Genomic DNA, 21064 nt, shown 5'->3' on the forward strand with positions numbered 1-21064 from the left:
TTCCTTTATAATTTCCCTAAATGGACGTTCAGACTCATTCTGCCGCCTGTTCATGCTCCGGCGATTTCCCTTTACGAAGGAAGAAACCGAGTACAAGCGCAACGAGCGCGATGAAGAAGCCGATCCAGAATGCGTTATTGATACCGGATGCCAGTCCTTTGATGATTTCCGCTGGAGATTGCGGATCGCTCACTCCACTCAAATGCTGTTTCTGTCCGCCCGACATAATGCTGAAGTACAAGGCCGTGCCGATTGCGCCGGACACCTGCTGCAGCGTGTTCAAGATCGCCGTCCCGTGCGGGTGCAGATGGCGCGGCAGCTGGTTAAGCCCGGCTGTCTGTGCAGGCATCATCACTAGCGCGACTCCAACCATCAGCGCAATGTGCACCGTAACGAGGAAGCCGGTGCTCGTTGTTTCGTCGAATCGGGTGAATAGCCACAATGAGGCAACGGCAATGATAAGGCCGGGGATGACAAGGACGCGAGGCCCAAACTTGTCGAACAGCTTGCCGGAAATTGGAGCCATGAGCCCGTTCACGACACCCCCTGGAAGCAGAATCAAACCGGACTTGAATGCCGTCATCAACAATACACCTTGCATAAACATCGGCAGCATGATCGCTGACGAGAAGAATGTCATGAGAAGCACGAATAGCAGCACCGCGACGAGCGCGAACATAGGATATCGGAACGCCCGTAAATCCATAATGGGCTCCTTAAGCAGCAATTGCCTCCAAACGAACAGGGCCAAAGCGATGCCCCCCGCCGTAATGGTCCAAATCACCTCCGGCATTGACCAGCCGAGTTCACCGGCCTTGCTGAACCCGTAGACAATTCCGCCGAAGCCTATAGTGGACAGCACGATGGACAGGATGTCTACTCGTGGTCGCGTGACTTCTGACACGTTTTTCATGACGGCAAGCCCAACGATAATCGAGAGCAGCGCAAACGGCAGTACAAGGTAGAACAGCCAGCGCCATGAAAGACTGTCAACAATCAAGCCCGAAACAGTTGGACCGATCGCCGGGGCGAACATGACGACGAGCCCTAACATCCCCATCGCGCCTCCCCGTTTTTCCGGCGGGTAAATGGTCATAATGACGTTCATGGTCAGCGGCAGCATCATCCCGGTTCCTATCGCCTGAATAATCCGCCCTCCCAGCAGTACGCCAAATCCTGGCGACACCGCCGAGACGACTGTGCCGATGAAGAACAGAGTCATGGCCGACAGAAACATTTGTCGGGTCGTAAACCATTGCTGCAAGACCGCCGTCACCGGCACGAGCACGCCAACGATGAGCAAGTAGGCAGCGGAAAGCCATTGGACTGTCGTAGCAGACACATCAAACGATCTCATTAATTCAGGAAGGGCATTGCCCATTAACGTCTCATTTAAAGCGGCGACGAACATCCCGACGATCAGGGCGAGCATGATCGGACCGCGTTTTATATTGTTTAAATCAACCATAAGTTTCTCCTCCAAGAAAGATTCTGTGTTCGCAGTTCCTGTACAAGATTATATAGACCTGTAATATCCATAATATGAACAAAAAAATGTATCACTTCTACCACTCGACATTCATTTTCCTCCTGTACTTGAACCCGACATTATTGCAACGCTCTAAATGCCCGAGATGTATGAAGGCGTGCAGAGCATAATCGGTATTTTTGGAGAACTGCATGTTTCCCCCTCTCCTTTGCTGCATTATCTATAATATGGACCTGTGGTATCCATAATAATTGATTCAATTGCAATTTGCAATGACTTTTTTGATCCGATGAGGGAGAACCGGCTGGGTGGGTGTCTCCTCTTGTTATAATTGGTCATAGTGATTGAGTAACTGCTGCGCCCGATTGCGGATCATTTTTTTCAATGATTGTGGCTGCACGGATCGAATCGAAAGGCCGTATCTCATGAAATAGTCGGCTATAAACTCCTCTTCCCGCGGACTGTAAAACCCTTTAATAACCGTTTGTTCCCCTTCTTCTAGTGTCATCGAGGGATAATGCTCTTTATAAAAAAGATCCTTCGCTTGCTCTAAAATTTCCACTTCAAAGTTTATGCTTTTCTTCGAACGATAAATATCCAATGAGCGGTTAACGAGATCATCTAATGAAAAGGGAGAGTCGAGCTCTGCTTCTTCGATAAAAGTAATCTTGTCACAACGAAAAACGCGATGTTGATTCGTCTGCAAATCGACTCCAGCCGCATACCATTGACCGAACTTGGCGGAAATGTTGTAGAACTGAACGCGATAGCTTTTTTCCTCCTTGTTTTTGGCGTATCGAAGGGTACAGCTGCTCTCATTCAGAATGCATTTTAATAGTTGATCTAGATAACGGCTCACATGGGGATGCGGATACACTTCGAGCTGCAATACTTTCTTCATACGATGAATCTGCTTGACCTGCTCGGCGGAAAGGCAGTTCTCAAACTTCTCATTCAGCTTCGTAGCGCTTAGATGAAACGGTGTCGATTGATAAGCGTTCAGCGTCAGCATCGCAAAGTATAGCGCATACACTTCGTCAATTGTGAAGATAATGGGCGATAGCAGCCTGTTTTTTAAAAGGCCGTATCGTCCATGCTTGCCGTGCTCCGCATAAATGGGCATGCCCAATTGCTCCAACGAGCGGATATCGCGCAGAGCCGTACTTTTTGAAATAGCGTATGTATTCATGAGGTCGCTTAAATTAAAAAATTCCCGGCCGTTTAAATAACGAATCATGTCGTTTAATCGTTCCGATTTTTTCATTCTAATCCCCTTTAATAAAGGTGTCATGTTCTGCTACCTTTACATATTAAAATAACCTCAAGGCCAATATCAATGACCTTCAATCACGTTATATATAAGGAGACTGATACGATGAGCGCAACACTGGAAGCGGCTATTTTCTTATCCATGAACGGCAAAGCGGCAGAGGCGATCGATTTCTACAAAAAGCATTTCCGGGCAGAACAACTATTGCTCGTTACTTATGAAGACATGGCGAGACGTGACAGTTCGTTTCCGATTACGGATGAAAATAAGCATTCGATTTCCCACTCCGTTCTGCTGATCGGAAAAACAAAGTTGATGCTGGCCGAGGATACAATGGATGCAAAAGAAAAATATACGGTTGGCAACAATACCTCGTTGTGCATTCAAAGCGCGGACCTGGAAGAAATCGAACAGTTTTACGGTAGTTTGACCGCGGACGAACGAGTGCATGTGATCGTTCCTTTATCGAGCAATCTATTCAGCCGAGCTTATGGAATTATTGAGGACCCATTCGGCATTCAAATCCAGCTTATGTATGATGATAGACTTCACTAAGTGATGGAGGAATGAGACAGCGGCGGGTCCGGGTACGCACAAATGAGTCGTGGTAAAGCCGTTACCAAGCAACAGCGGCGTATTGTGCCGATCAAGTGGCAGCAATAACTCTGATAACAGCAGTAACAGCAGTAACAGCAGTAACAGCAGTAACAGCAGTAACTGCAATACTGCGATGACAGCAATAACTGCAGAAGCGCAGTTATTTCGCCTGATTGACCCCCAGAATGAGCCAATAACTGCAGAAATGCAGTTATTGGAGGGGGATACACGCAAAAGGCGGTGGGAAGCGAGGAATAACTGCAGAAATGCAGTTATTTTGTATTTATCGAAAAAAACAGGAGGAATAACTGCCAAAATGCAGTTATTCCCTGTGAAGGTCGCACAAACGGGACCAAAATGCAAAATGGGAAATGGTTGGTTCCATAATTCCATGGCAACGCCGCCGATCCGACGTATATTTGCCTATTATCCAACTGGTTGTCGTTGACTGCACTAGAGTGGGAAGCTGCCGGTCAACGGCGAGTTAGTGCCCAGAAGAGCAGGGCAAGCGCGCTGACCGCAGCGCCAAGACAGCTTACCCCATACCAGCCGTAGTACGCGTAGACAGTAGTAGAAGCAATGGCTCCGGAGGCGCTCCCGATCGAATAAAAAACCATATATAAGGCCGTCAATCGGCTTCGCGAGTCCGGTCGCGTGCGCAGGATCATGCTCTGGTTCGTGACATGCACCGCCTGTACCGCGTAATCCAGCACGATAACGCCCACGATTAGGCTCCATAAGGAGCGTTCGGTCAAGCTAATAGGCGCCCAAGCGGCCAGCAGCAAGGCGAGCGAGATACCGGTCGTTCGTTGCCCAAGCCCGCGATCGGCCCGTTTTCCCGCTCTTGCCGCCGCAAGAGCGCCAGCAACTCCCGCGAGGCCGAACGCACCGATCGCGCTATGGGAAAGAGCAAGCTCCGGCGAGCTTAGTGGCAACACCATCGAGGTCCACAGAATGCTAAAAGCCGTGAAAATAAGCAGCCCCAGCACGCCGCGAATGCGCAGCGTCCTCTCTTGCGCCAATAACTCGAACATAGAACGAAGCAATTGGAAGTAGGATATGGCCGCTTGCTCTCGTCGCTCGACATTCGGCAGAGCTTTAAACAAAGCCATAATTAAAAGAAGCGTCAATGAGGCCGATACGAGATAAACCGATCGCCAGCCCGCGAGATCGGTCAATAGACCGGCTGCGGAGCGGGCGAGCAAGATTCCGATGACGATACCGCTTGTGACAAGTCCGATAACGCGTCCTCGTTCTGCGGGGGCAGCTAACGATGCCGCAAACGCAACAAGCGTCTGCGTTACGACGGCGAGAAGGCCAACGCCCGCTAAGCCTGCCAGCAGTACAGTACCTGAAGGGGCCGTTCCAACGAGGACAAGTACGGCTACGGATAATAGCATTTGCCCTATAATGAGCCGCCGCTGATTCATGAGATCCCCAAGGGGGACTAATAATAGCAAGCCTAAGGCATAGCAAACTTGCGTCACGGTTACGACGATGCCGATGATGGAATGGTTCAGGCCGAGTTCATTCGCCATCGCATCAAGTAGCGGCTGAGCATAATAAATATTCGCAACGGCCATCCCGCTCGCAACGGCGAAGAGCAGCGCAGTCTTGCGCGAGATGGAACGGCCGGAAGCTGGCTCCTCTGTCGGGGGAGGAGGCTGTACGATTATGTTGTCCTCCTTGCCGAGGCTTATGTTTGCCATAGCTTTATCCTCCTTTACATAAACATGGTTTCCTTCCATTGCCTGTTGCTTCCTTTCTGTAGTTCATTGCGATTATTTAATACCGAACGGTACAAAACTAACTTGCAATTAAGATAGCTCTAATCGAAAAAGTTGTCAATAGTTAAGAAGGACAGAACGCTATTAGGGTGGTTGTTGACTTATAACTGGGATGAAAGTAAGATTATAATATATCGATCAGTACAATATTTGGGATGGAAAAGGTGAGCTTTGAATGGTTCGTCCTCGCGAATTTGATGAAGAACGGGCATTGGATGCGGCGATGCGGCTTTTTTGGGAGAAGGGATACGAGGCAACGTCGCTAAGCGATTTGACGTCGGCGATGGGTATTCAGCGGCCTAGCGTTTACGCGGCATTCGGGGATAAAAAGCAATTATTCGAAGCGTCGCTTCGCAAATATACGAAATTTCACGCTTCTCAGGTTTATAACAAGCTTCATAACAAACCATCCGTCAGGGAGGCTTTTCGAAGTTTCTTCAATGGCCTTGTCGAAGAAGAGTACCGTGAAGAAGGCCCCAGCCACGGTTGTTTTTGCATCAATACGATGGTGGAGCTGGCCCCTCACGACGATAAATTCGCCATTCTGACGCGAGAGCATCAAATGTATCTTGCGGCTGTCTTTCAAGAGGAGCTGGAACGAGGGATACAGTCAGGAGAATTGTCCGGTCATTTAAACGCCAAAACGATGGCGCAGACGCTGGTCGTATCCTTAATCGGCATCACCGTTATGATGAAGTCGCGGCCTGAACGATCTTTCATCGATCATTCGGTTGAAGCGATTCTTGAAGAGTTGCGTTGAGCGGAAGAACCAGGGTTAAAAGGGAGGATACAAAAAACGAACGAAAGAGGGCGTCTAATGAGGACGCCCTCTTTCGTTCGCTAACGTCTATTCCTTATCAATCGGCTTGAGGATCTTGTCTTCATAAAAGTCGAAAAACAAATTTTGCCGTGTGCCTCTTACGGCGTAGAATACGTCGGAGATCTGTTTTCCTTTGCGGTGAACTTCACTTTCGAGCCAATCCATAGTCAAGCCGTTATCCGTTAGGTTTTCCTTGATAACCGTTCCGTCCATAATGAGCTCAACCGGAAAGCTTTGCTGTTGAACCGTTAGCTTTAAATCCTTCTTTGTCACAAGCTGGTACTCTTCTTTTTTCAAAAGCGAAACCATACCGTTATCTTCAAGAACCGCATAATCCACTTCATCGATATTGAAAACCCCGTTTTCCCGCAATGCCTGATCCAAGGAATCGAGCGTATATCGTATTTTTTTCATATTGTCTTCGAGAATCTTTCCATCTTGTATAAGTACGGTGGGCGAACCGGAAATCCAGCCCCTTAGCTTGCGGTTCTTAATGGCGACGATGGACAACAGGTACGAAATGCCGGTAATGACGCCAAGCGATAAAATCAAAAAGGGCCATTTGATCGTTTCGTTAAACGCCAAATTAGCCGCAACAGCGCCAATCGTGATGCTGGTCACAAAATCATGAAAGGTCATATTGGAGATCGTCTGTTTGCCGAGCAATCGCGCGATTAATAACAGCAGTAGAATAGAAACAATGGTCCGAATCAGAATATCGACGTAAGCTTGCATCCGTTAGCCCCCCTCCTAATTCGCATTATGCCCACCCGGAATGAAAACCACACTTGCGGCAGCAAGCTCTCCCAGCAGTTTGTGCAGGCGAATAGCGTTGCGGGTCAGAGGGTTCTTCTGATCGCCATTAAAGCCTGATTCCAGCATCCCACTGCCCCTTCGCTGTTCTCTCTTTTTCCGTCAAGCACTGATTTTAATTTTGATCCCAATTTTTAGCTGAATGACCTGTTTTGATGTGTTTTTGAAACACATGACAATTCAGTTTGCTAGTGGTATATTAAATTAAAAACATGTTTGAATTAGATTATATGAGTTTTCAAAACACATAAAAGGAGAGGCGACATGACCGCCACGTTAATTGGAGAACGTATTAAACAGCTGCGGGAAAAAAAGAAGATGACGCAAAACGATGTTGCGATCGCAGTAGATAAAAGCCGTTCGGATATTGCGGCCTATGAAACCAAAGGGACGGTTCCGCATATTGAAACCATAGCAAAACTTGCTGACCTGTTCCATGTATCCATTGATTATTTAGCGGGAAGAACAGAAGACCCCTATCAACTTTACTCGATTGATGAGGAGCTTACCCCGGAGCAAAAGCAGGTCATTTACAGATTGTCCGATCTTTTGAAAGAGGATTTAAGATGCGAGGATTTAAAATCAGCCGTTGATTTTCTAGGGTTTCTTTCCCAACAAAACATGAATCGAAAAAAAATATAAGACTTCGACAAACTATGACAAATTCCTCGGTTTCCAAGTGTTATATTCTAATTACAAATTAAACCAGTTATTGCGGCGCGATCCTCACCCCCATAGACGATGTGTCTAACTCCTTAGAATTCGCTTCTTCATGCTCTATCGGGCCTTGTTTTTCAACCTCATTTCTTAAGAGGGGACGCGGAATAGAATAACTACCGTATACAAGCAGTCGTCCAGCAGAAAGACCGTCTTTGTAGAGGGGAACAACAAATCGGTATTGCAATAAGGATATGGGGAGAGGAAGCCATTGTTCCGAAAAGAAGAAGAATCCATAACGCCATTCGAAACAGCTCGGCAGTTAGGAATACGCCTTGATTATTTTTCGCTGGGTGATCGGGTAGTCGGGATATACTCTTATCTCGGCGGTTATCAGATCGTCATTAATTCAGAGATGGACTTGGATCGGCAAGAAGATGCTGTGCAGCTGCTCATTGAACATCATCACGCCGATAGAGGGATAGACAAGGTTCTTCGGAAAGAAGATATTGACAGAGCATTCGAAGTGCCGGAGTTAAGCCGGTTTTCAAGAATGGTCATCAACTCGATTATTCAGAGAAAATCGCGATACGATAGAACCTAAACAAAGAGCCAAGAGGTTTCCCTCCTGGCTCTTTGTTATTGTATGGAACTAGAACAGTTCTTCGGGAGCTTCTGGGCGGTGGCAAATGAATACACAGTTGGTTTTCACCAATACATTTGCTACCGACGTAAGTGCCTTGTTTGCCAGTTGCGCAACAAAAGTCTTCATCTTCAAATCATTCCTTTCTCTCTTAGATCTGGTACTTATCCAGTAGCTTCTGCCAGACTGGAATCGTAGTAAGAGCTTGAATAAAGAAAACGAGCGCCAGTATCTCTGAGTTGAAAAGGTAATTCGATGAAACAATTAAAGCCACGATTACCTTTAAAATAGGGTAATGCTTCTTTTCAAGTTTGCTGCGTGTAACATTGGCTGGTGCAGTAATTACTAGAATTAGTAATGCCAGCGTATTTATTACAAATCCAGTATACCAAAAATGAATTGGTAAATATATAGAAATTAAAACTAATACACTGGAAACAATATTACAAACATTCATAGATTTAAAGTGCATTCCGCCGCTAAAGTATCTGGTTAGAGGAAAAGCAATGATAGATAATAATGCACCGGTAAAATGGCCGGTGAAGGCGCTGATCAGCAGCACAATAGCCATGAATATCCAAAGATTGATGAGATTGATCAACGAGTATCGTAGAACAGCTACCGATGAGGCATTGGGGGTTGAGCGATGAATGGATATGGCAATACGTTCAGAGATTTTTTCTACAAAGGTCACTTATTCCGCCTCCTTGCCGAATCGATCCTGTAAGGACACTTTATTTTGCTTATAGGCGTACCGGGTGCTGCCCAAAAACAAGATGGTTACCAGCAATATAATATATAGATTCAAGGACTCGATTACAGCGGGCTGTGTAAGCACGGTCATAAAAAGCATGGAGGCAATCAATAGAAAAGACCAAACATAATTGATATTAGACAGCTGATGCTTTCCTGAAAATCGGCGTTTTACAAACGAGAAGCCTATATCCAGTTTCAATAATGCGTATGTAATCAGCATGTACATGATAGTAATCGTTATATGAAGGAGGGAGTAGACTCGCAGATCATGCGCCAACTGGCCGGAATTAAACAAGTTCAACGCTTGTAGTGTGAGGGTCACAGTGCCATCAACTAACGAAACGGCTACGAATCCGCTCGAAGCTACAATGATGGCGTACAAGACAGGATATCTTCTCAACACAATTAGCAGGATCACGAAGGTAATCACTTGATAGGCAAACACATAAGGCGACTCCACAATATATTTAAAATAGAAACTAATAGAGCCTACTATTACGGCAAACAAAGCGATTTGCTTATCATTATGTTTTATTGGCAATTTGAATAGAGCAAAAATCAAACAAGTAAGGGCGCCAAAAAATACGATCGTGATTCCATACTTAACGATTAAATCAAGCATTATTAATTTCATCTCCCCCTGGTTGCTCGGTTTCTATTATTATACACCCCATTACAGATAGATGTATAATAAATACATGAAATGATAATTTATGTGAAAGGTGGAATTGTTGCTCTGGTGCCTTTTCTCATCTTGTTTTTAATCATTCTCGTAATCCCGCTGTATAACTTTTTACGCACTCGATCCATCCGGTCCCAAAATAATCATGTTGTCAAAGAGCGTGGATATATTGAAATTTATATCGTCTACGGAGTCGTGTTCCTGATCATAGCCTTGTTTTGGGGAGAATTGTGGAATGGCCGTTTGCCTGTTGATACATTGCCTGCTTGGTCGCTTATTCTCTTCTGGATTATCGTCGCTTACATCCTCCTAACCACAGTCCTCCCGCTGATATTACTGCCTTTTAATAGTACGCTTCGCGAATCTGTGAGGAGCAGCTACGACGATCGGCTATACCCGGTAACCGGCAGGCAGCTGATGATGTTCGTATTCGTTGCGGTCACAGTAGGCATTGGGGAAGAGGTCATGTACCGGGGGTTTCTGATGTCGTTCGCGGCTGACGAATTATCGGTAGGGCAGTTGGCCGCTTGTTCGATAACAGCGGTTATATTCGGTTTAAGTCACTTTATGCAAGGGGTTCGCGGGATCGTCAATTCGTGCTTGTTTGGTTTCGCCATGGGGTTGCTTACGCTCATGACCGGCAGTCTGGCACTGCCGATTGTCATTCATATCTTATATGACCTGAAGCCGATACTGATCGCCAGAAGTCTGGCAAGCAAGTAGCTGTTTGAATAAGTAGAAAAAGCCTGCTTCCGTATGAAGGAAGCGGGCTTTTTCATGTCTTATGGATTGGCCGAAAATAGTGAATGCTAAAAAAATAACCGGCAAATGAAAAATAACGGGGTGGTCAGTTGTATTAAAAGCGAAAGGGGGAACGGAGGTGTGCAATTCATATGAGCTCAATGAATCTGTACGACGTGCCTTGGATCTATATTCGCAAAGCTTGATTAAAGTCGCTTTTACTTATTTGAAAAATATAGCCGACGCCGAAGAAGTGACGCAGGAAGTTTTTCTGACGTACTTGCAAAAGCGCCCGGTGTTTGAAAGTGGAGAGCATGAAAAAGCGTGGCTGATACGAACAACGATTAATAAAAGCAAAAATATGTTGAAAGCGGGATGGTTCAAAAGCAGAAATCCGGTTCCCGAGGACCTAAGCTACCTTCCCAAGGAAGAAAACGAGGTTTTACGGGCCGTGCTGGATTTGGACAAGAAGTATCGCATCCCGATTCATCTGCACTATTACGAAGGCTATTCGATTCAGGAAATTGCAGTTATTTTACAGGCGAAGTCCGCAACGGTAGGAACATGGCTGGCAAGAGGCCGGTTACTCTTAAAGGAGAAGATCGGAGGCCCGGACAATGAAGAAAACAGTGTATAAATCGGCGATGTCACGCGTGAGAACGAGCGAGGATTTTAAAGAGGAAACCTATAAGAAGCTGATGCAGGAAATGGAAAAGGAAACAGGAACGCAAAATAACGGACATCATCAAAAGGAGCGGTTACACATGGAAACAGCAAAGAAACGGAAATTGGCAGGTTGGACTATCGGAATTGCAGCATGCGCGATGTTAGGGGTCGGTATGATCGCAATGAATCAGAATCCTTCAACGATCACGCCTCCGCCTTCAACCACGATCACGCAGCCTCCTATTCAAGGGAAAGTGGCTGTCAATATCGATGGTGTAATCTCCGAAGTTAGCGCGGACGGCAAAAGCTTCAAGGTTGGCGACCTATGGGTAACCGTAACGCCGGAAACGAAAATGGGCATCGACGGTCCAACGGCGGCCGAACCTTCCGAAGAACTGTTGCAAAAAGAATTTAAAGTCGGCAATATCGTATCCGGGTTTACGACGGACGATCTAGGCACGGGTAAAGTCAATGCAACGCGTATTTACAACAATATGCTTCCGGCAAAATAAAGTACGTTTCTCATCACCGCATCTAAAAGCTGCTGTTCGCTCTCTGTATATTGGAGCGTGTTCGGCAGCTTTTTATGTTTTACGCTGGGACAGCAGGCTGTCTGGGGCGGCTATGACGACTCAAGGATCGGAAATTTTAGCAAATAGTAGTATAATAGTGTGATAGTAATAGAGTGAAAAAGAAGGAAGAAATCCGATTGATTGGCAGGAGGCGAGAGGATGGAGATGTCACAAGTGAAAGTGAAGGTATTTCATTACGATGCATTCAGTTCGATTCCCGATAAAGGAAACCCGGCAGGAGTCGTCTTGGATGGCGGTCATCTGACAGATGAGCAAATGCGGGAGGTAGCCGAGAAGGTCGGGTTTAACGAAACGGCGTTTCCGCTTGCCTCTGATAAGGCTGATCTTCGCATTCGGTTTTTCACCCCGGGACATGAAATAAATCTTTGCGGTCATGCCACTATGGCAACCATATATGCTTTAGCAACAAGATGGCTATTAGACGGTAAAACCGACTTTACGATAGAGACAAAAGCGGGGATTTTGCCCATTCGCCTTCTTCACTCCGAAGACGGACTCTATATCACGATGAGGCAAGCGGCACCTCAATTTCAACCCTTTGAGGGTTCGTTGAAGGAGCTTTCTGCCTCGATCGGAATTGATGAGAGTGATCTGGAGACGGAATGGCCGATCGTATATGGCAGCACGGGCACATGGACTTTGTTGGTTCCTGTGAAGAGTCTGTCTGCCTGCGAGCGGATGAAGCCGGATAACAAGCGATTCCCGGCTATTTTGGAAGAAATGCCTGCGTCCTCGGTTCATCCTTTTTGCACGGAGACGTACGATTCAAGCGCACATATGCACGCACGCCATTTTTCATCGCCGTATTCTGGCACGATTGAGGACCCGGTCACTGGTACGGCATCCGGCGTAATGGGCGCCTATTGGGCAAAATATAGGCAAGCGGATAATCCTGTTCAACTCTGGATCGAGCAGGGCCAGGAGATTGGCAGGGATGGCAGAGTGCAGGTTACGGTAACTAATGGCGACCAGGTCGAGATAACCGGAACGGCCGTTTATGTAAATGAGTTTGAGGTATCGATCTGATTTGATTCCTGCAGAAGGAGTGAGAAGAGTTGAGGAAGAAAGCATGGATTGCACTCGCTGTATGTTTTTCGGTCGTGGCTGGCGGCTTGACACTGGCTGCTGCTAACGGAGATCGGGCGGAGGTGGCCAGCTCGGATCTGATTGAGCGCTTCTCAGATGCGACAGCAAGCTATGAAGCGCAGAAGAAAATAGCCGATTCGCCTGGCGCGACGACAGAGGATGAGCAGCGGCTGAAGGAATTGGCGACGAAAGCCGCCGACTTGAAGGCGGAGATAGAGCCGCCAAGCGCGAGGGAGCAATTCTCCGCCGTTTTTGCAGCCTATAAAGATATGTACGCGATTGAAAGCTCTTATTACGTGGGGCGAGAGGGTTCTGATGACGCCGCCGTTGTTCAAAGGGTATTAGTAGAATTGGAGCGTAAGGGCCAGTTAATTGAGCAATTTGAACAATTGGATGCGAACGAAGAGGTAGATGCCGAGGAACTGCTCGAACGGTTTCATGAAGAAACCGCAAAATTGAAGCAAGAGTAATCCTCTAGAGCAATTTCTTGTTTCTTCTGCTGGGTGAGTGTGCGTCGCTGGTGTAAGCGAACAAGCGGCTCGTCTGCGAAGGGCGTTGCTGGTGAAAGCGATCAAGCGGCTCGTCTGCGGAAGACGTTGCTGGTGAGAGCGAACAAGCGGCTCGTCTGTGGAGGGCGTTGCTGGTGTAAGCGAACAAGCGGCTCGTCTGCGAAGGGCGTCGCTGGTGTAAGCCAACAAGCGGCTCGTCTGCGAAGGGCGTTGCTGGTGAAAGCGAACAAGCGGCTCGTCTGCGAAGGGCGTTGCTGGTGTAAGCGTCAAGCGACTCGTCTGCGAAGGGCGTTGCTGGTGAAAGCGAACAAGCGGCTCGTCTGCGAAGGGTGTTGCTGGTGAAAGCGAACAAGCGGCTCGTCTGCAAAGGGCGTTGCTGGTGTAAGCGATCAAGCGACTCATCTGGAGAAGACGTTGCAGCTCTAGGCCGTGGGGACAACTGTGAGTTGTTTATTGGGCGGCACAGCTTATTACTTTCTTCGTGAGCTGCCGCAGGGTGGAAGTTGTGCCGGGGTGAATGTTGATTTGCAGGTAGGGCGGGCTCAATAACTGCGATTTCGCAGTTATTGCCTTGCATTTTACCCGAAGCGGGGAGAATAACGTCCATATGGCAGTTATTGCGGTAGCTGCCCGCCTGCTTGCGGACAAGTCGCAAGGAATAACTGCCTTTTCGCAGTTATTCCCTTGCCTTTTACCCGAATCGTGAGAAATAACGTCCATATGGCAGTTATTGCGGCCGCTACCAGCCTGTTTGCGAGCAAGTCGCAGGGAATAACTGCTTTTTCGCAGTTATTGCCTTGCATTTTACCCGAATTGGGAAGAATAACGTCCATATGGCAGTTATTGTGGTAGTTGCATCCCTGTCTGCGAGCAAGTCGTAAGCAATAACTGCAATTTTGCATTTGGAAGGCGACGAAAGTTGAAATTGAAGTCGAAGTTTAAATCGAAGTTGAACTCGAAATCGAACCCGAAGTCTAAACGGGACTATTTAATATGTCTTTAAAATCCGAAAAAGAGCAGCACGCCAATGAAGGCGTGCTGCTCTTTAGTAGCTGTAACAATCATTAACCTGGGTAAGTCGAATCGATGTAAATCGAGCTAATGCCCATATCGTCGTAAACATTGCTTAGCTTGGAGAAAACGGCGCCAAGGTTGTTGCCGTTCGCATCCTGCAAAATCCCTTTATGAATGCCTTCGATAACGGCGAAGTTTTTATTATTTTTCGTAATAATGGAATACCACAGACCGCCGCTATCGCCGCCTTGCGTGTTGGCTACGGAAGTCCGGATCATATCATAGTTGGAGCCCGGGACTGAATAAGCGTTATCGACCACGGTGACGCTATTGTAGTTGCCGGAACGGCCGCTGAACCGGATAGCCGAACCGACTGTTTGGCGAGCGCCGTTGTAATCGAACGTGCCGATAGTCAGCGTCGTGCCCCGAACAGAGACAGTCCGTGTACCGTTGCTGCCCAGTGAAGCGGCTGCGGCATCTTCCTTGGTAGTCGTACTGTTGCGGGCGGCGACAACTGTTCCAACCGTAGTCGAGCCAACTTTGTAGCTTGTTCCGACCCCTCCGCAATGGCCTGCCGTAAAAAAGACATCCGTATTGCTGCGAACGGCGTGAAAAGCGGCAGTGCAGGCATAGGTGGAGGAGCCGCTTGTATAGGTGATTTCTCCGCCTGGCGTTACGGTTGCTTGCTCGACGACCTTTACATCCTCGATGATGAAGTTTACTTGATCATCTGCGGCCAGTTGCGTGATTTGATCCTTGCTTTCGGCCAGCTGGTCTTTCGATAAGTACACATTAACTTTGTTTAATTTCGGATTGATCCCAACAGCTCCTAACTGAATTTGTCCGTCCTCGGCCAGTTTCAGGAGATGCTGTTTGACTTCGACGTTTTGAGCTTCCGTATATTTTACATATTTGATTGTGATTTTATCCGGGAACGAGCTAATGGATGCAATGCCGCGATCTGTGCTGGACGATTCTTTCGTCAGCGTTACTACGTTTGTGCCGTCCTCGTCGATATAGGCTCCTCCAAAAATATCGGCATTGTTTGCTTTCACCCATTCCTGCACGTTTGCGAGGTCGTTCTGAAGGCTGGCTGCCTGTACCTCGCTTGCAGAAAGGCTTTGCCCCTCCTTGAACTGCGCCGAGGGCTCCGCTTCGATCGGCGTAGCTGTATATGTTTTGCCATCATAATAATAGACAATTGGATTTCCGTCCGCGCTCCCTTGCGCAAATACGGACCCCAAGCTGCTTGTTAAAAGTAATGAGGCCGCGATTAATATAGACCCTGCCCATTTTTTCGATCTTCTCAACATTATTTTTCCTCCTCGTTGAATATGAATCTTCGAAACTAGGTATCGCTCAAGCCCGATGCAGATGTCGAGCCAATCTCCGAGCCAGCCTCCCTTCCCGAGCCCAATCCGTCTATCAGAAGCTCCGCTCATTCTCGTTGTCTATCTATATAACGTACGAGCTTAATAGAATCTAACGAAAATATTTAATTTTATCGAACACCTATTTCCTCGCGCAAAAAAAGCCGGGCGAACTCGCCCGGCCTCTATCCGTGATCAGTCTGTCTTCTTATCTTGCTCAACGAGCGTGAGCTTCTCTTCTACGACCCAGTTCACCTGCTCTTCCTTGATATACTTGAGAACCTCCGCTTTTTTCGCATCCAAGGAGTCTGGCGATAAATAAATATTGATCTTGCCTTCCTTAGAGTCTATGCCGACCCCATGCACATCCAAAACCCCATCATTCGCCAGCTTTAAAATGTTGTCTCTCAGCTCGAGTAGAGTAAGCTCCTGCTCCGAACTAGCGGGATTTGTTGGTTTATTCCCTTTTTCCATCGTTCCGCACCCTCCTGACACGGCTAATAAAATCGCCAAAATGAATAAAACGATCGGTTTTTTCATCATGAACATAGCCTCCTGTCGGTATCGTACTTTCTAAACGCATAGAGGTGACAGTTTGTTTCACAAAATCCACAAAAAGGAATGTTAATCTGAAATATACAAAATTTTAATCTCTCATTTACCTACAATTTCCAAAAATGTGGTATGATTGTTGACGCTGGCCGATTCGGCCCGTCTGATCTTCTTCTACTATCTATATAACGGGGGAGTCTTATGGAACAATGGTTTACTTGCCTGCGAAGCCCACTGGATGATCTCAATCCCTCAACGCAAGAGAGGGTTTACCGTTCTTTTTACCAATTCGTTTATCGGGATATTCATTTTCTCGTCCGCGACCATGCGCTTACGGAAGATATTATTCAGGATGCCTTCATCAAAGCGATAACCAAGGGACCTAAGATGCGAACGGATGCCAATATTCCCGCTTGGATTAAGCGATTGACTCGCAATACCGCCTTAGATTACCTTAGGAAATTAAAACGGGACCGCCAGATGACGGCCCCGTCCTCCTGCGCTGTGATTGGCGCTGCCGCCTTCGCTGAAGCGAGCGTAGCCGGTGAAGTCGAGTTAAGAGAAAGAGACAAGCTGCTCTATCAGGCTATGGATGAGTTGAAGTCGGCTTACCGAACGATTTTGCTTCTCTTCTACGTAAAAGGAAAGTCGTATCGGGAGATATGCCGGATGCTGGATGTGTCGGAAGACGCCCTGACCCAACGGCTGGCAAGGGCGCGTAAAAAATTACTCTACCAATTCTCACGGAAATGGGCGGACAACGAATAAGGCCGCTCGGTTTAACTTTTCTTCATTCTACCCCACCATTTTCTTTTGAGCTTCTTGAAAAATCCGCGTTGCTTGTTTTCAGCATTGACGATTCGCAAATAACGCAGCAGCAGCTGGTATCTTCTGTCGTCATCATGTTCGAATTTGCGCATTTCTTCTAAGATGGTTTCCTTCAAAGGCGTTTCACTCCGTCCGGTTCATAGGCTGCAAGACCTATTCTAGCCGGTTCAACTAAACAAATTCTAAACAGCTCTCGTTTCTCCATGCAGCACGCCAGCAAAATCAAACAACCCTCCGCAAAATTCACGAAGGGTTGTCCTATGAAATAGTTAATGCGATTCCGCCAAACGGAGCGGATTCAGCTTTCGAGAGGTCGCCGTGAACTGTACGATCATCATCAGGACAACGATGCCCATCATGCCCAATACGGCCGACGTGAAGCTGTTCGTATAATCATGAATCCAGCCGAGAAGGAACGGCCCTGTAGCGCCTATAACATAACCTACAGATTGCGTCATGGCCGACCAGGAGGCGGCTTCATGCGGGTTGCTGGTCGCGTCGATCGGCAGCAGAAGATTTAGCGTGAACAGTCCGCCTGCACCGATGCCGATAAATGCGGCAGCCACCAAAGGCTCGACACGGAATGCCAGCAGCAGCAATCCGAAAAGCTCAAATGAAGCTTCGACGAGCAGCCACAACCGGCGAGAAGGAAATTTTCTCAGCAGAAGCGACAGTATTAAACTGACCGGAATTTGAATCGCTACGAACAAGGTTAACGCAGTGGACGCATAAGCCTTCGAGTAGCCCATACCCTCGACAATTTGAGGCAGCCAGGCGGTAAACGAATAGAAGAGCATACTCATACAACCAAACGATAGGGTCAGCATCCAAGCTTTGCCGCTCTTCCAAGGCAAATTGGTTTGGGTTTTTCCCGAAGCCATTCGAGCCGTCGGCTTGATCTGCGTATGAACGAACAGTTGCCACACAATTGCCGCGAGAAAAGCGGCAGCGGCCCAGAAAGCAAGGGAGCCTTTCCACGAATGGAAGGCCCTCTCGAGCGGAGTGGATAACCCAGAGCCAAGTGTGGCCCCTAAAGTAAGAGCGACGGAATAGACGGCAATCATCGTCGGAACATTATTCGGAAAGTGCTGCTTAATAAAACCGGACGATAGAGGCCCAATAACAGCGATACCGATACCTGCGATTAATGCGGTAAGGAGCAAGAAAGGCACGGAGCCTGTAAACAGTCGAAGAAACGTACCTACGCCGATCACAAGAAGCGACAAACCCATGACCCGTTCGATGCCGAAACGGCCTCCTGCTTTAACGGCAAAAGGTGAAAATAAACCCATGCAAAGGACCGGGATAGAAGTCAGCAAGCTGGCAACGGCGGCGCTCATGCCCAGGTCGGCACGCATGCTCTCGAGCAGCGGCGCGATGGAGTTGATGGCCGGACGCAAATTTAATGCGGCGATAAATAATGCTATAATTAATAAGACGTTTTTTCTCATGATGACTCTACTCCCTCTCGTTGACGATACGTCACTCACAAATCATACTTAGGGAGCGATCATTTATCAATTCTATGAAATTAATAGTTACCATTTATGAAACAAATTATTGAAGGGCAAGGGAGCACAAATTATGGAGCTTAGGCAGCTGGAATATTTTCTTGCGGCATGCGAGGAACTGCATTTTACGAAAGCCGCCGAGAAAGTGGGCATCTCTCAGCCTAACTTAAGTCTGTCTATTAAAGGACTGGAAGAGGAGCTTGGCATGCCGCTATTCGATCGAATTGGCAAGCGAATCGAGATGACGGAAGCGGGCTTGATTTTGAAAAGACATGTGCGGGCGATGTTTCAAAACCTCCAAAACGGGCTCGAAGAGATGGATGAGCTGAAAAATAAGCAGGGAGGGAGCTTGAGTATCGGCGCACTGCCGTCCGAGCTGGATTTCCGGCTAACTCCGATGTTTATCCGATTTTTTCAGAAGTACCCAAACATCAGGCTGAAAATCGTATCGGAAGTCGAATTGACACGGCTTGTACTGAGCACCGAAATTGACATCGGCATATCGGTGACGCCTTTATTCAATCCTCGACTAGTCGTACGGCCGTTAGCTCGAGACGAGTATGGGATTGTAGTTTCGAAGGATCACGAGCTGGCGAATAGGGAGTCAGTTTCTTTATTTGAACTGCAGGCATTGCCGAGCGTCATGTATCCAAGAGGATTTTGGGGCCGAGACTTTCTGGAGAATTGGTGCCAGCAGCACGGTTTCAATCTGAATGTCGTGGTCGAAACGAGCTCGAATCCGTCTCTGTTCCAATTTGTAAAAGCAAATCTCGGTATTACAATCGTGGCGATATCGCTGCTTGAATCGATCGACAATCTCAATTTGCGGTATATCCCAATAAATGATCATCCTCCGGTCAGAGAAACGAGCATCATTTATCGGTCAGATAAGTATCTTAGCCATGCGGCTCAAGTTTTCATTCATTTTGTGGAGGAGCAGTTGAAGGGGCGTTGATGCTGCAAGCATCCGCGCCTCTTTCCTTTGAACGGCCTTGCTTAGCCCGAGAGAAGATGCTGTAGAAGTGGATCAAACTTAAAATCATTGCTTGACGGAAAAGTTGAGTAAAGCGAAGAACCCTCTGACCCGCAGTGCTTCTCCTTACTTAGAGTCAAAAAAAATTTTTCACTATTAACGAACACTGTTCTTTACGAACGGTGTTCGTTTGTGTTATAACTATATCAATCGATGCATCGAAACGACGAAGATACAAAGGAAGTGATCGCCACTATGGTACAGTCCGCAAGCGACAGTACGAATTTTTCGATCAAACAAATACTGCCGGTTCTACTAGCCGTCGTATCCGGTATGTTTCTCGTTATTTTGGACAGTACGGTGATGAACGTAGCGATTCCAAAGCTTGTGGAGTCGTTCGACTCCAGCCTTAGCATGATTCAATGGGTAATTACAGCTTATACATTGGCATTGTCGGCTGTCATTCCGTTGGCAGGCTGGTTCTCGGACCGATTCGCGGCGAAGCGGGTGTTCTTATGGAGCATCGTGTTATTCGTAATTGCTTCCTTGCTTTGCGCGCTGGCCCAGACGCCGGAGCAGCTGATCGCTTTTCGGATTTTGCAAGCACTAGGCGGAGGTATGATTGCACCAATTGGCATAGCTACAGTGTTCAAGGTTTCCCCGCCCGACAAGCGCGGCTCGGTTATGGGCATTCTGGGGATCCCGATGCTGCTGGCGCCGATACTTGGACCGGTTCTATCCGGCTGGTTAATCGAGTATGTCAATTGGCACTGGATTTTCCTCATCAATCTGCCTGTCGGCCTCTTTGCCTTCTGGATGGCCTGGCGGTACATCCCGGCGGCCGTGCCGCAGAAAGGCATGAAGCTCGACCTGGCGGGCGCTTTACTTGCTCCAATAGCATTTGCCTCGCTGGTCTACAGCATTCATCAGGCGGGAGACAAGGGATGGTCGAACGAAGCGGCTATTATTACGTTGGCTGTTGGCGTTATTGCGCTCCTCTTGTTCATCTGGCAGGAATTGCGCCGGAAACAGCCGCTGCTGGAGCTGCGAGTGTTCCGTTCGCCATCCTTTACACACGGCATCTTGCTTGCCTGGACGAATCAAATCGCCTTGTTCGGCAGTCTGCTGTTGTTCCCGCTTTATTTGCAACAGGTGAAAGGTCTATCGCCGCTTACGGCTGGTCTGTACGTTATTCCGCAGGCCATCTTGTCGACGATCGGCATTAACGTTGGCGGCAAGCTGTTTGACAAATTTGGCATTCGTCCTGTCGCGATCGCCGGAGTTGCCTCGCTCGCCTGCGGGTTATTCACATTAACTCAGCTTTCAGCTCACAGCAGTCCATTATATATCATGGCAAGCTTCGCCCTTGTCGGTCTTGGCCAAGGCCTGACGATGATGCAGATCAACACGCATGTGCTGAAGTCCGCGCCGAAAGAGCTCGTCAGCCGTGTAACCCCGATTACAACCGCGGCGCAGCAAATTATGTCCTCGTTCGGCATTACGCTGACGACCGCTTATCTTTCCCGGCAGCTGCGGAATTTACCGGAGCACCATTCGCTGGAGCAGTTCGGCAATGTTTTTGGCCATACCTTTTGGATTACGCTGACTTTCGCGCTGATTGCTTTCCTGTTAAGCCTTTTCTTGAAAAAGCCGCAAGCATCTCAACAAAACGCATCCGATCGGTCTTAAAAGCAAACAATACAACGA

General features: G+C 47.7%; 25 protein-coding genes and 1 pseudogene. 13 read left to right on the forward strand and 13 right to left on the reverse strand.

What is annotated here, in order from left to right; translation table 11 throughout:
- Positions 1–34: 34 nt before the first annotated feature.
- The 3 genes and pseudogenes from ACFVTB_RS08245 to ACFVTB_RS08250 form a co-directional block, all read right to left on the reverse strand.
- Positions 35–1468, reverse strand: coding sequence for an MDR family MFS transporter (locus ACFVTB_RS08245; RefSeq protein ID WP_387747321.1), 1434 nt, complete (start codon positions 1466–1468; stop codon positions 35–37).
- Between the two features lie 127 nt (positions 1469–1595).
- A pseudogene (locus tag ACFVTB_RS27620) lies at positions 1596–1682 on the reverse strand (transcriptional regulator); the annotation flags it as partial.
- Positions 1683–1814: 132 nt separating this feature from the next.
- Positions 1815–2753 (reverse strand): helix-turn-helix transcriptional regulator, encoded by a 939-nt coding sequence (locus tag ACFVTB_RS08250; RefSeq protein ID WP_387747323.1) that lies wholly within the window; start codon positions 2751–2753, stop codon positions 1815–1817.
- A gap of 111 nt (positions 2754–2864) precedes the next feature.
- On the opposite strand from ACFVTB_RS08250, the gene ACFVTB_RS08255 reads away from it, so the two are divergent.
- Positions 2865–3314, forward strand: coding sequence for a VOC family protein (locus ACFVTB_RS08255; RefSeq protein ID WP_387747325.1), 450 nt, complete (start codon positions 2865–2867; stop codon positions 3312–3314).
- Between the two features lie 515 nt (positions 3315–3829).
- Here ACFVTB_RS08255 and ACFVTB_RS08260 read toward each other — a convergent pair.
- Entirely contained in the window at positions 3830–5065 is a 1236-nt protein-coding gene (locus ACFVTB_RS08260) for an MFS transporter (protein WP_387747327.1), read from the reverse strand.
- A 253-nt stretch (positions 5066–5318) separates the two neighbouring features.
- Here ACFVTB_RS08260 and ACFVTB_RS08265 point away from each other — a divergent pair, with 253 nt between their 5' ends.
- Positions 5319–5903, forward strand: coding sequence for a TetR/AcrR family transcriptional regulator (locus ACFVTB_RS08265; protein WP_387747329.1), 585 nt, complete (start codon positions 5319–5321; stop codon positions 5901–5903).
- A gap of 87 nt (positions 5904–5990) precedes the next feature.
- Here the strand turns inward: ACFVTB_RS08265 and ACFVTB_RS08270 are convergent, their stop codons facing one another.
- Positions 5991–6698 (reverse strand): DUF421 domain-containing protein, encoded by a 708-nt coding sequence (locus ACFVTB_RS08270; protein ID WP_387747331.1) that lies wholly within the window; start codon positions 6696–6698, stop codon positions 5991–5993.
- A 15-nt stretch (positions 6699–6713) separates the two neighbouring features.
- On the reverse strand, positions 6714–6845 hold the full coding sequence (locus tag ACFVTB_RS08275; protein ID WP_387747333.1) for a hypothetical protein: 132 nt from the start codon (positions 6843–6845) through the stop codon (positions 6714–6716).
- A 195-nt stretch (positions 6846–7040) separates the two neighbouring features.
- Between ACFVTB_RS08275 and ACFVTB_RS08280 the strand changes: the two genes are divergently transcribed.
- Both ACFVTB_RS08280 and ACFVTB_RS08285 read left to right on the forward strand, forming a co-directional pair.
- Positions 7041–7418, forward strand: a complete 378-nt coding sequence (locus ACFVTB_RS08280; protein ID WP_387747335.1) for a helix-turn-helix domain-containing protein — start codon at positions 7041–7043, stop codon at positions 7416–7418.
- Between the two features lie 286 nt (positions 7419–7704).
- On the forward strand, positions 7705–8037 hold the full coding sequence (locus tag ACFVTB_RS08285; protein ID WP_387747337.1) for a hypothetical protein: 333 nt from the start codon (positions 7705–7707) through the stop codon (positions 8035–8037).
- A gap of 48 nt (positions 8038–8085) precedes the next feature.
- Here the strand turns inward: ACFVTB_RS08285 and ACFVTB_RS08290 are convergent, their stop codons facing one another.
- Genes ACFVTB_RS08290 through ACFVTB_RS08300 form a run of 3 tightly spaced genes read right to left on the reverse strand, consistent with a single transcriptional unit; the run spans position 8086 to position 9454 of the window.
- Positions 8086–8205 carry a cyclic lactone autoinducer peptide gene (locus tag ACFVTB_RS08290; RefSeq protein ID WP_387747339.1) on the reverse strand — a complete coding sequence of 40 codons (120 nt, stop codon included), beginning with the start codon at positions 8203–8205 and terminating at the stop codon, positions 8086–8088.
- 22 nt (positions 8206–8227) lie between these two features.
- Positions 8228–8770 carry an accessory gene regulator B family protein gene (locus tag ACFVTB_RS08295; RefSeq protein WP_387747341.1) on the reverse strand — a complete coding sequence of 181 codons (543 nt, stop codon included), beginning with the start codon at positions 8768–8770 and terminating at the stop codon, positions 8228–8230.
- Positions 8771–9454, reverse strand: a complete 684-nt coding sequence (locus ACFVTB_RS08300) for a hypothetical protein (protein WP_387747343.1) — start codon at positions 9452–9454, stop codon at positions 8771–8773.
- A 93-nt stretch (positions 9455–9547) separates the two neighbouring features.
- Here ACFVTB_RS08300 and ACFVTB_RS08305 point away from each other — a divergent pair, with 93 nt between their 5' ends.
- The 6 genes from ACFVTB_RS08305 to ACFVTB_RS08330 all read left to right on the forward strand — a co-directional run bounded on the left by ACFVTB_RS08305 (position 9548) and on the right by ACFVTB_RS08330 (position 13451).
- Complete coding sequence (locus ACFVTB_RS08305; RefSeq protein ID WP_387747345.1) at positions 9548–10237, forward strand: CPBP family intramembrane glutamic endopeptidase; 690 nt, start codon at positions 9548–9550, stop codon at positions 10235–10237.
- A 157-nt stretch (positions 10238–10394) separates the two neighbouring features.
- On the forward strand, positions 10395–10892 hold the full coding sequence (locus ACFVTB_RS08310; protein ID WP_387747347.1) for an RNA polymerase sigma factor: 498 nt from the start codon (positions 10395–10397) through the stop codon (positions 10890–10892).
- On the forward strand, positions 10873–11433 hold the full coding sequence (locus ACFVTB_RS08315) for a hypothetical protein (RefSeq protein WP_387747349.1): 561 nt from the start codon (positions 10873–10875) through the stop codon (positions 11431–11433). Before ACFVTB_RS08310 ends, ACFVTB_RS08315 begins: the two co-directional genes overlap by 20 nt.
- A gap of 219 nt (positions 11434–11652) precedes the next feature.
- Positions 11653–12540, forward strand: a complete 888-nt coding sequence (locus tag ACFVTB_RS08320) for a PhzF family phenazine biosynthesis protein (RefSeq protein WP_387747351.1) — start codon at positions 11653–11655, stop codon at positions 12538–12540.
- 29 nt (positions 12541–12569) lie between these two features.
- Complete coding sequence (locus tag ACFVTB_RS08325; RefSeq protein WP_387747353.1) at positions 12570–13070, forward strand: hypothetical protein; 501 nt, start codon at positions 12570–12572, stop codon at positions 13068–13070.
- Between the two features lie 39 nt (positions 13071–13109).
- On the forward strand, positions 13110–13451 hold the full coding sequence (locus ACFVTB_RS08330) for a hypothetical protein (RefSeq protein ID WP_387747355.1): 342 nt from the start codon (positions 13110–13112) through the stop codon (positions 13449–13451).
- A gap of 722 nt (positions 13452–14173) precedes the next feature.
- Here ACFVTB_RS08330 and ACFVTB_RS08335 read toward each other — a convergent pair.
- Positions 14174–15436: a chymotrypsin family serine protease gene (locus ACFVTB_RS08335; protein ID WP_387747357.1), complete on the reverse strand. Its 1263-nt coding sequence runs from the start codon at positions 15434–15436 to the stop codon at positions 14174–14176.
- 252 nt (positions 15437–15688) lie between these two features.
- On the reverse strand, positions 15689–16036 hold the full coding sequence (locus tag ACFVTB_RS08340; RefSeq protein WP_387747359.1) for a hypothetical protein: 348 nt from the start codon (positions 16034–16036) through the stop codon (positions 15689–15691).
- 210 nt (positions 16037–16246) lie between these two features.
- Between ACFVTB_RS08340 and ACFVTB_RS08345 the strand changes: the two genes are divergently transcribed.
- Positions 16247–16813: an RNA polymerase sigma factor gene (locus ACFVTB_RS08345; protein WP_387747361.1), complete on the forward strand. Its 567-nt coding sequence runs from the start codon at positions 16247–16249 to the stop codon at positions 16811–16813.
- Between the two features lie 11 nt (positions 16814–16824).
- On the opposite strand, the gene ACFVTB_RS08350 is transcribed toward ACFVTB_RS08345, so the two are convergent.
- Both ACFVTB_RS08350 and ACFVTB_RS08355 read right to left on the reverse strand, forming a co-directional pair.
- Positions 16825–16989: a hypothetical protein gene (locus ACFVTB_RS08350; protein ID WP_387747363.1), complete on the reverse strand. Its 165-nt coding sequence runs from the start codon at positions 16987–16989 to the stop codon at positions 16825–16827.
- Positions 16990–17142: 153 nt separating this feature from the next.
- Positions 17143–18324, reverse strand: a complete 1182-nt coding sequence (locus ACFVTB_RS08355) for an MFS transporter (protein WP_387747365.1) — start codon at positions 18322–18324, stop codon at positions 17143–17145.
- Positions 18325–18457: 133 nt separating this feature from the next.
- On the opposite strand from ACFVTB_RS08355, the gene ACFVTB_RS08360 reads away from it, so the two are divergent.
- On the forward strand, positions 18458–19339 hold the full coding sequence (locus ACFVTB_RS08360) for a LysR family transcriptional regulator (RefSeq protein ID WP_387747367.1): 882 nt from the start codon (positions 18458–18460) through the stop codon (positions 19337–19339).
- Positions 19340–19612: 273 nt separating this feature from the next.
- A complete protein-coding gene (locus ACFVTB_RS08365) occupies positions 19613–21046 on the forward strand; it encodes an MDR family MFS transporter (RefSeq protein WP_387747369.1) in 1434 nt (477 codons plus the stop codon).
- Positions 21047–21064 lie beyond the last annotated feature (18 nt).

Origin of the sequence: Paenibacillus sp. NPDC058071 (genome assembly GCF_042885235.1) — a bacterium.
Lineage (GTDB): Bacteria > Bacillota > Bacilli > Paenibacillales > Paenibacillaceae > Pristimantibacillus.

Excerpts from the sequence above, each read along its gene's own strand:
- ACFVTB_RS08245 (WP_387747321.1), bottom strand. The coding sequence starts at position 1,468 with ATGGTTGATTTAAACAATATAAAACGCGGTCCGATCATGCTCGCCCTG.
- ACFVTB_RS08250 (WP_387747323.1), bottom strand. The coding sequence starts at position 2,753 with ATGAAAAAATCGGAACGATTAAACGACATGATTCGTTATTTAAACGGC.
- ACFVTB_RS08255 (WP_387747325.1), top strand. The coding sequence starts at position 2,865 with ATGAGCGCAACACTGGAAGCGGCTATTTTCTTATCCATGAACGGCAAA.
- ACFVTB_RS08260 (WP_387747327.1), bottom strand. The coding sequence starts at position 5,065 with ATGGCAAACATAAGCCTCGGCAAGGAGGACAACATAATCGTACAGCCT.
- ACFVTB_RS08265 (WP_387747329.1), top strand. The coding sequence starts at position 5,319 with ATGGTTCGTCCTCGCGAATTTGATGAAGAACGGGCATTGGATGCGGCG.
- ACFVTB_RS08270 (WP_387747331.1), bottom strand. The coding sequence starts at position 6,698 with ATGCAAGCTTACGTCGATATTCTGATTCGGACCATTGTTTCTATTCTA.
- ACFVTB_RS08275 (WP_387747333.1), bottom strand. The coding sequence starts at position 6,845 with ATGCTGGAATCAGGCTTTAATGGCGATCAGAAGAACCCTCTGACCCGC.
- ACFVTB_RS08280 (WP_387747335.1), top strand. The coding sequence starts at position 7,041 with ATGACCGCCACGTTAATTGGAGAACGTATTAAACAGCTGCGGGAAAAA.
- ACFVTB_RS08290 (WP_387747339.1), bottom strand. The coding sequence starts at position 8,205 with ATGAAGACTTTTGTTGCGCAACTGGCAAACAAGGCACTTACGTCGGTA.
- ACFVTB_RS08300 (WP_387747343.1), bottom strand. The coding sequence starts at position 9,454 with ATGCTTGATTTAATCGTTAAGTATGGAATCACGATCGTATTTTTTGGC.
- ACFVTB_RS08315 (WP_387747349.1), top strand. The coding sequence starts at position 10,873 with ATGAAGAAAACAGTGTATAAATCGGCGATGTCACGCGTGAGAACGAGC.
- ACFVTB_RS08320 (WP_387747351.1), top strand. The coding sequence starts at position 11,653 with ATGGAGATGTCACAAGTGAAAGTGAAGGTATTTCATTACGATGCATTC.
- ACFVTB_RS08335 (WP_387747357.1), bottom strand. The coding sequence starts at position 15,436 with ATGTTGAGAAGATCGAAAAAATGGGCAGGGTCTATATTAATCGCGGCC.
- ACFVTB_RS08340 (WP_387747359.1), bottom strand. The coding sequence starts at position 16,036 with ATGATGAAAAAACCGATCGTTTTATTCATTTTGGCGATTTTATTAGCC.
- ACFVTB_RS08345 (WP_387747361.1), top strand. The coding sequence starts at position 16,247 with ATGGAACAATGGTTTACTTGCCTGCGAAGCCCACTGGATGATCTCAAT.
- ACFVTB_RS08355 (WP_387747365.1), bottom strand. The coding sequence starts at position 18,324 with ATGAGAAAAAACGTCTTATTAATTATAGCATTATTTATCGCCGCATTA.
- ACFVTB_RS08360 (WP_387747367.1), top strand. The coding sequence starts at position 18,458 with ATGGAGCTTAGGCAGCTGGAATATTTTCTTGCGGCATGCGAGGAACTG.
- ACFVTB_RS08365 (WP_387747369.1), top strand. The coding sequence starts at position 19,613 with ATGGTACAGTCCGCAAGCGACAGTACGAATTTTTCGATCAAACAAATA.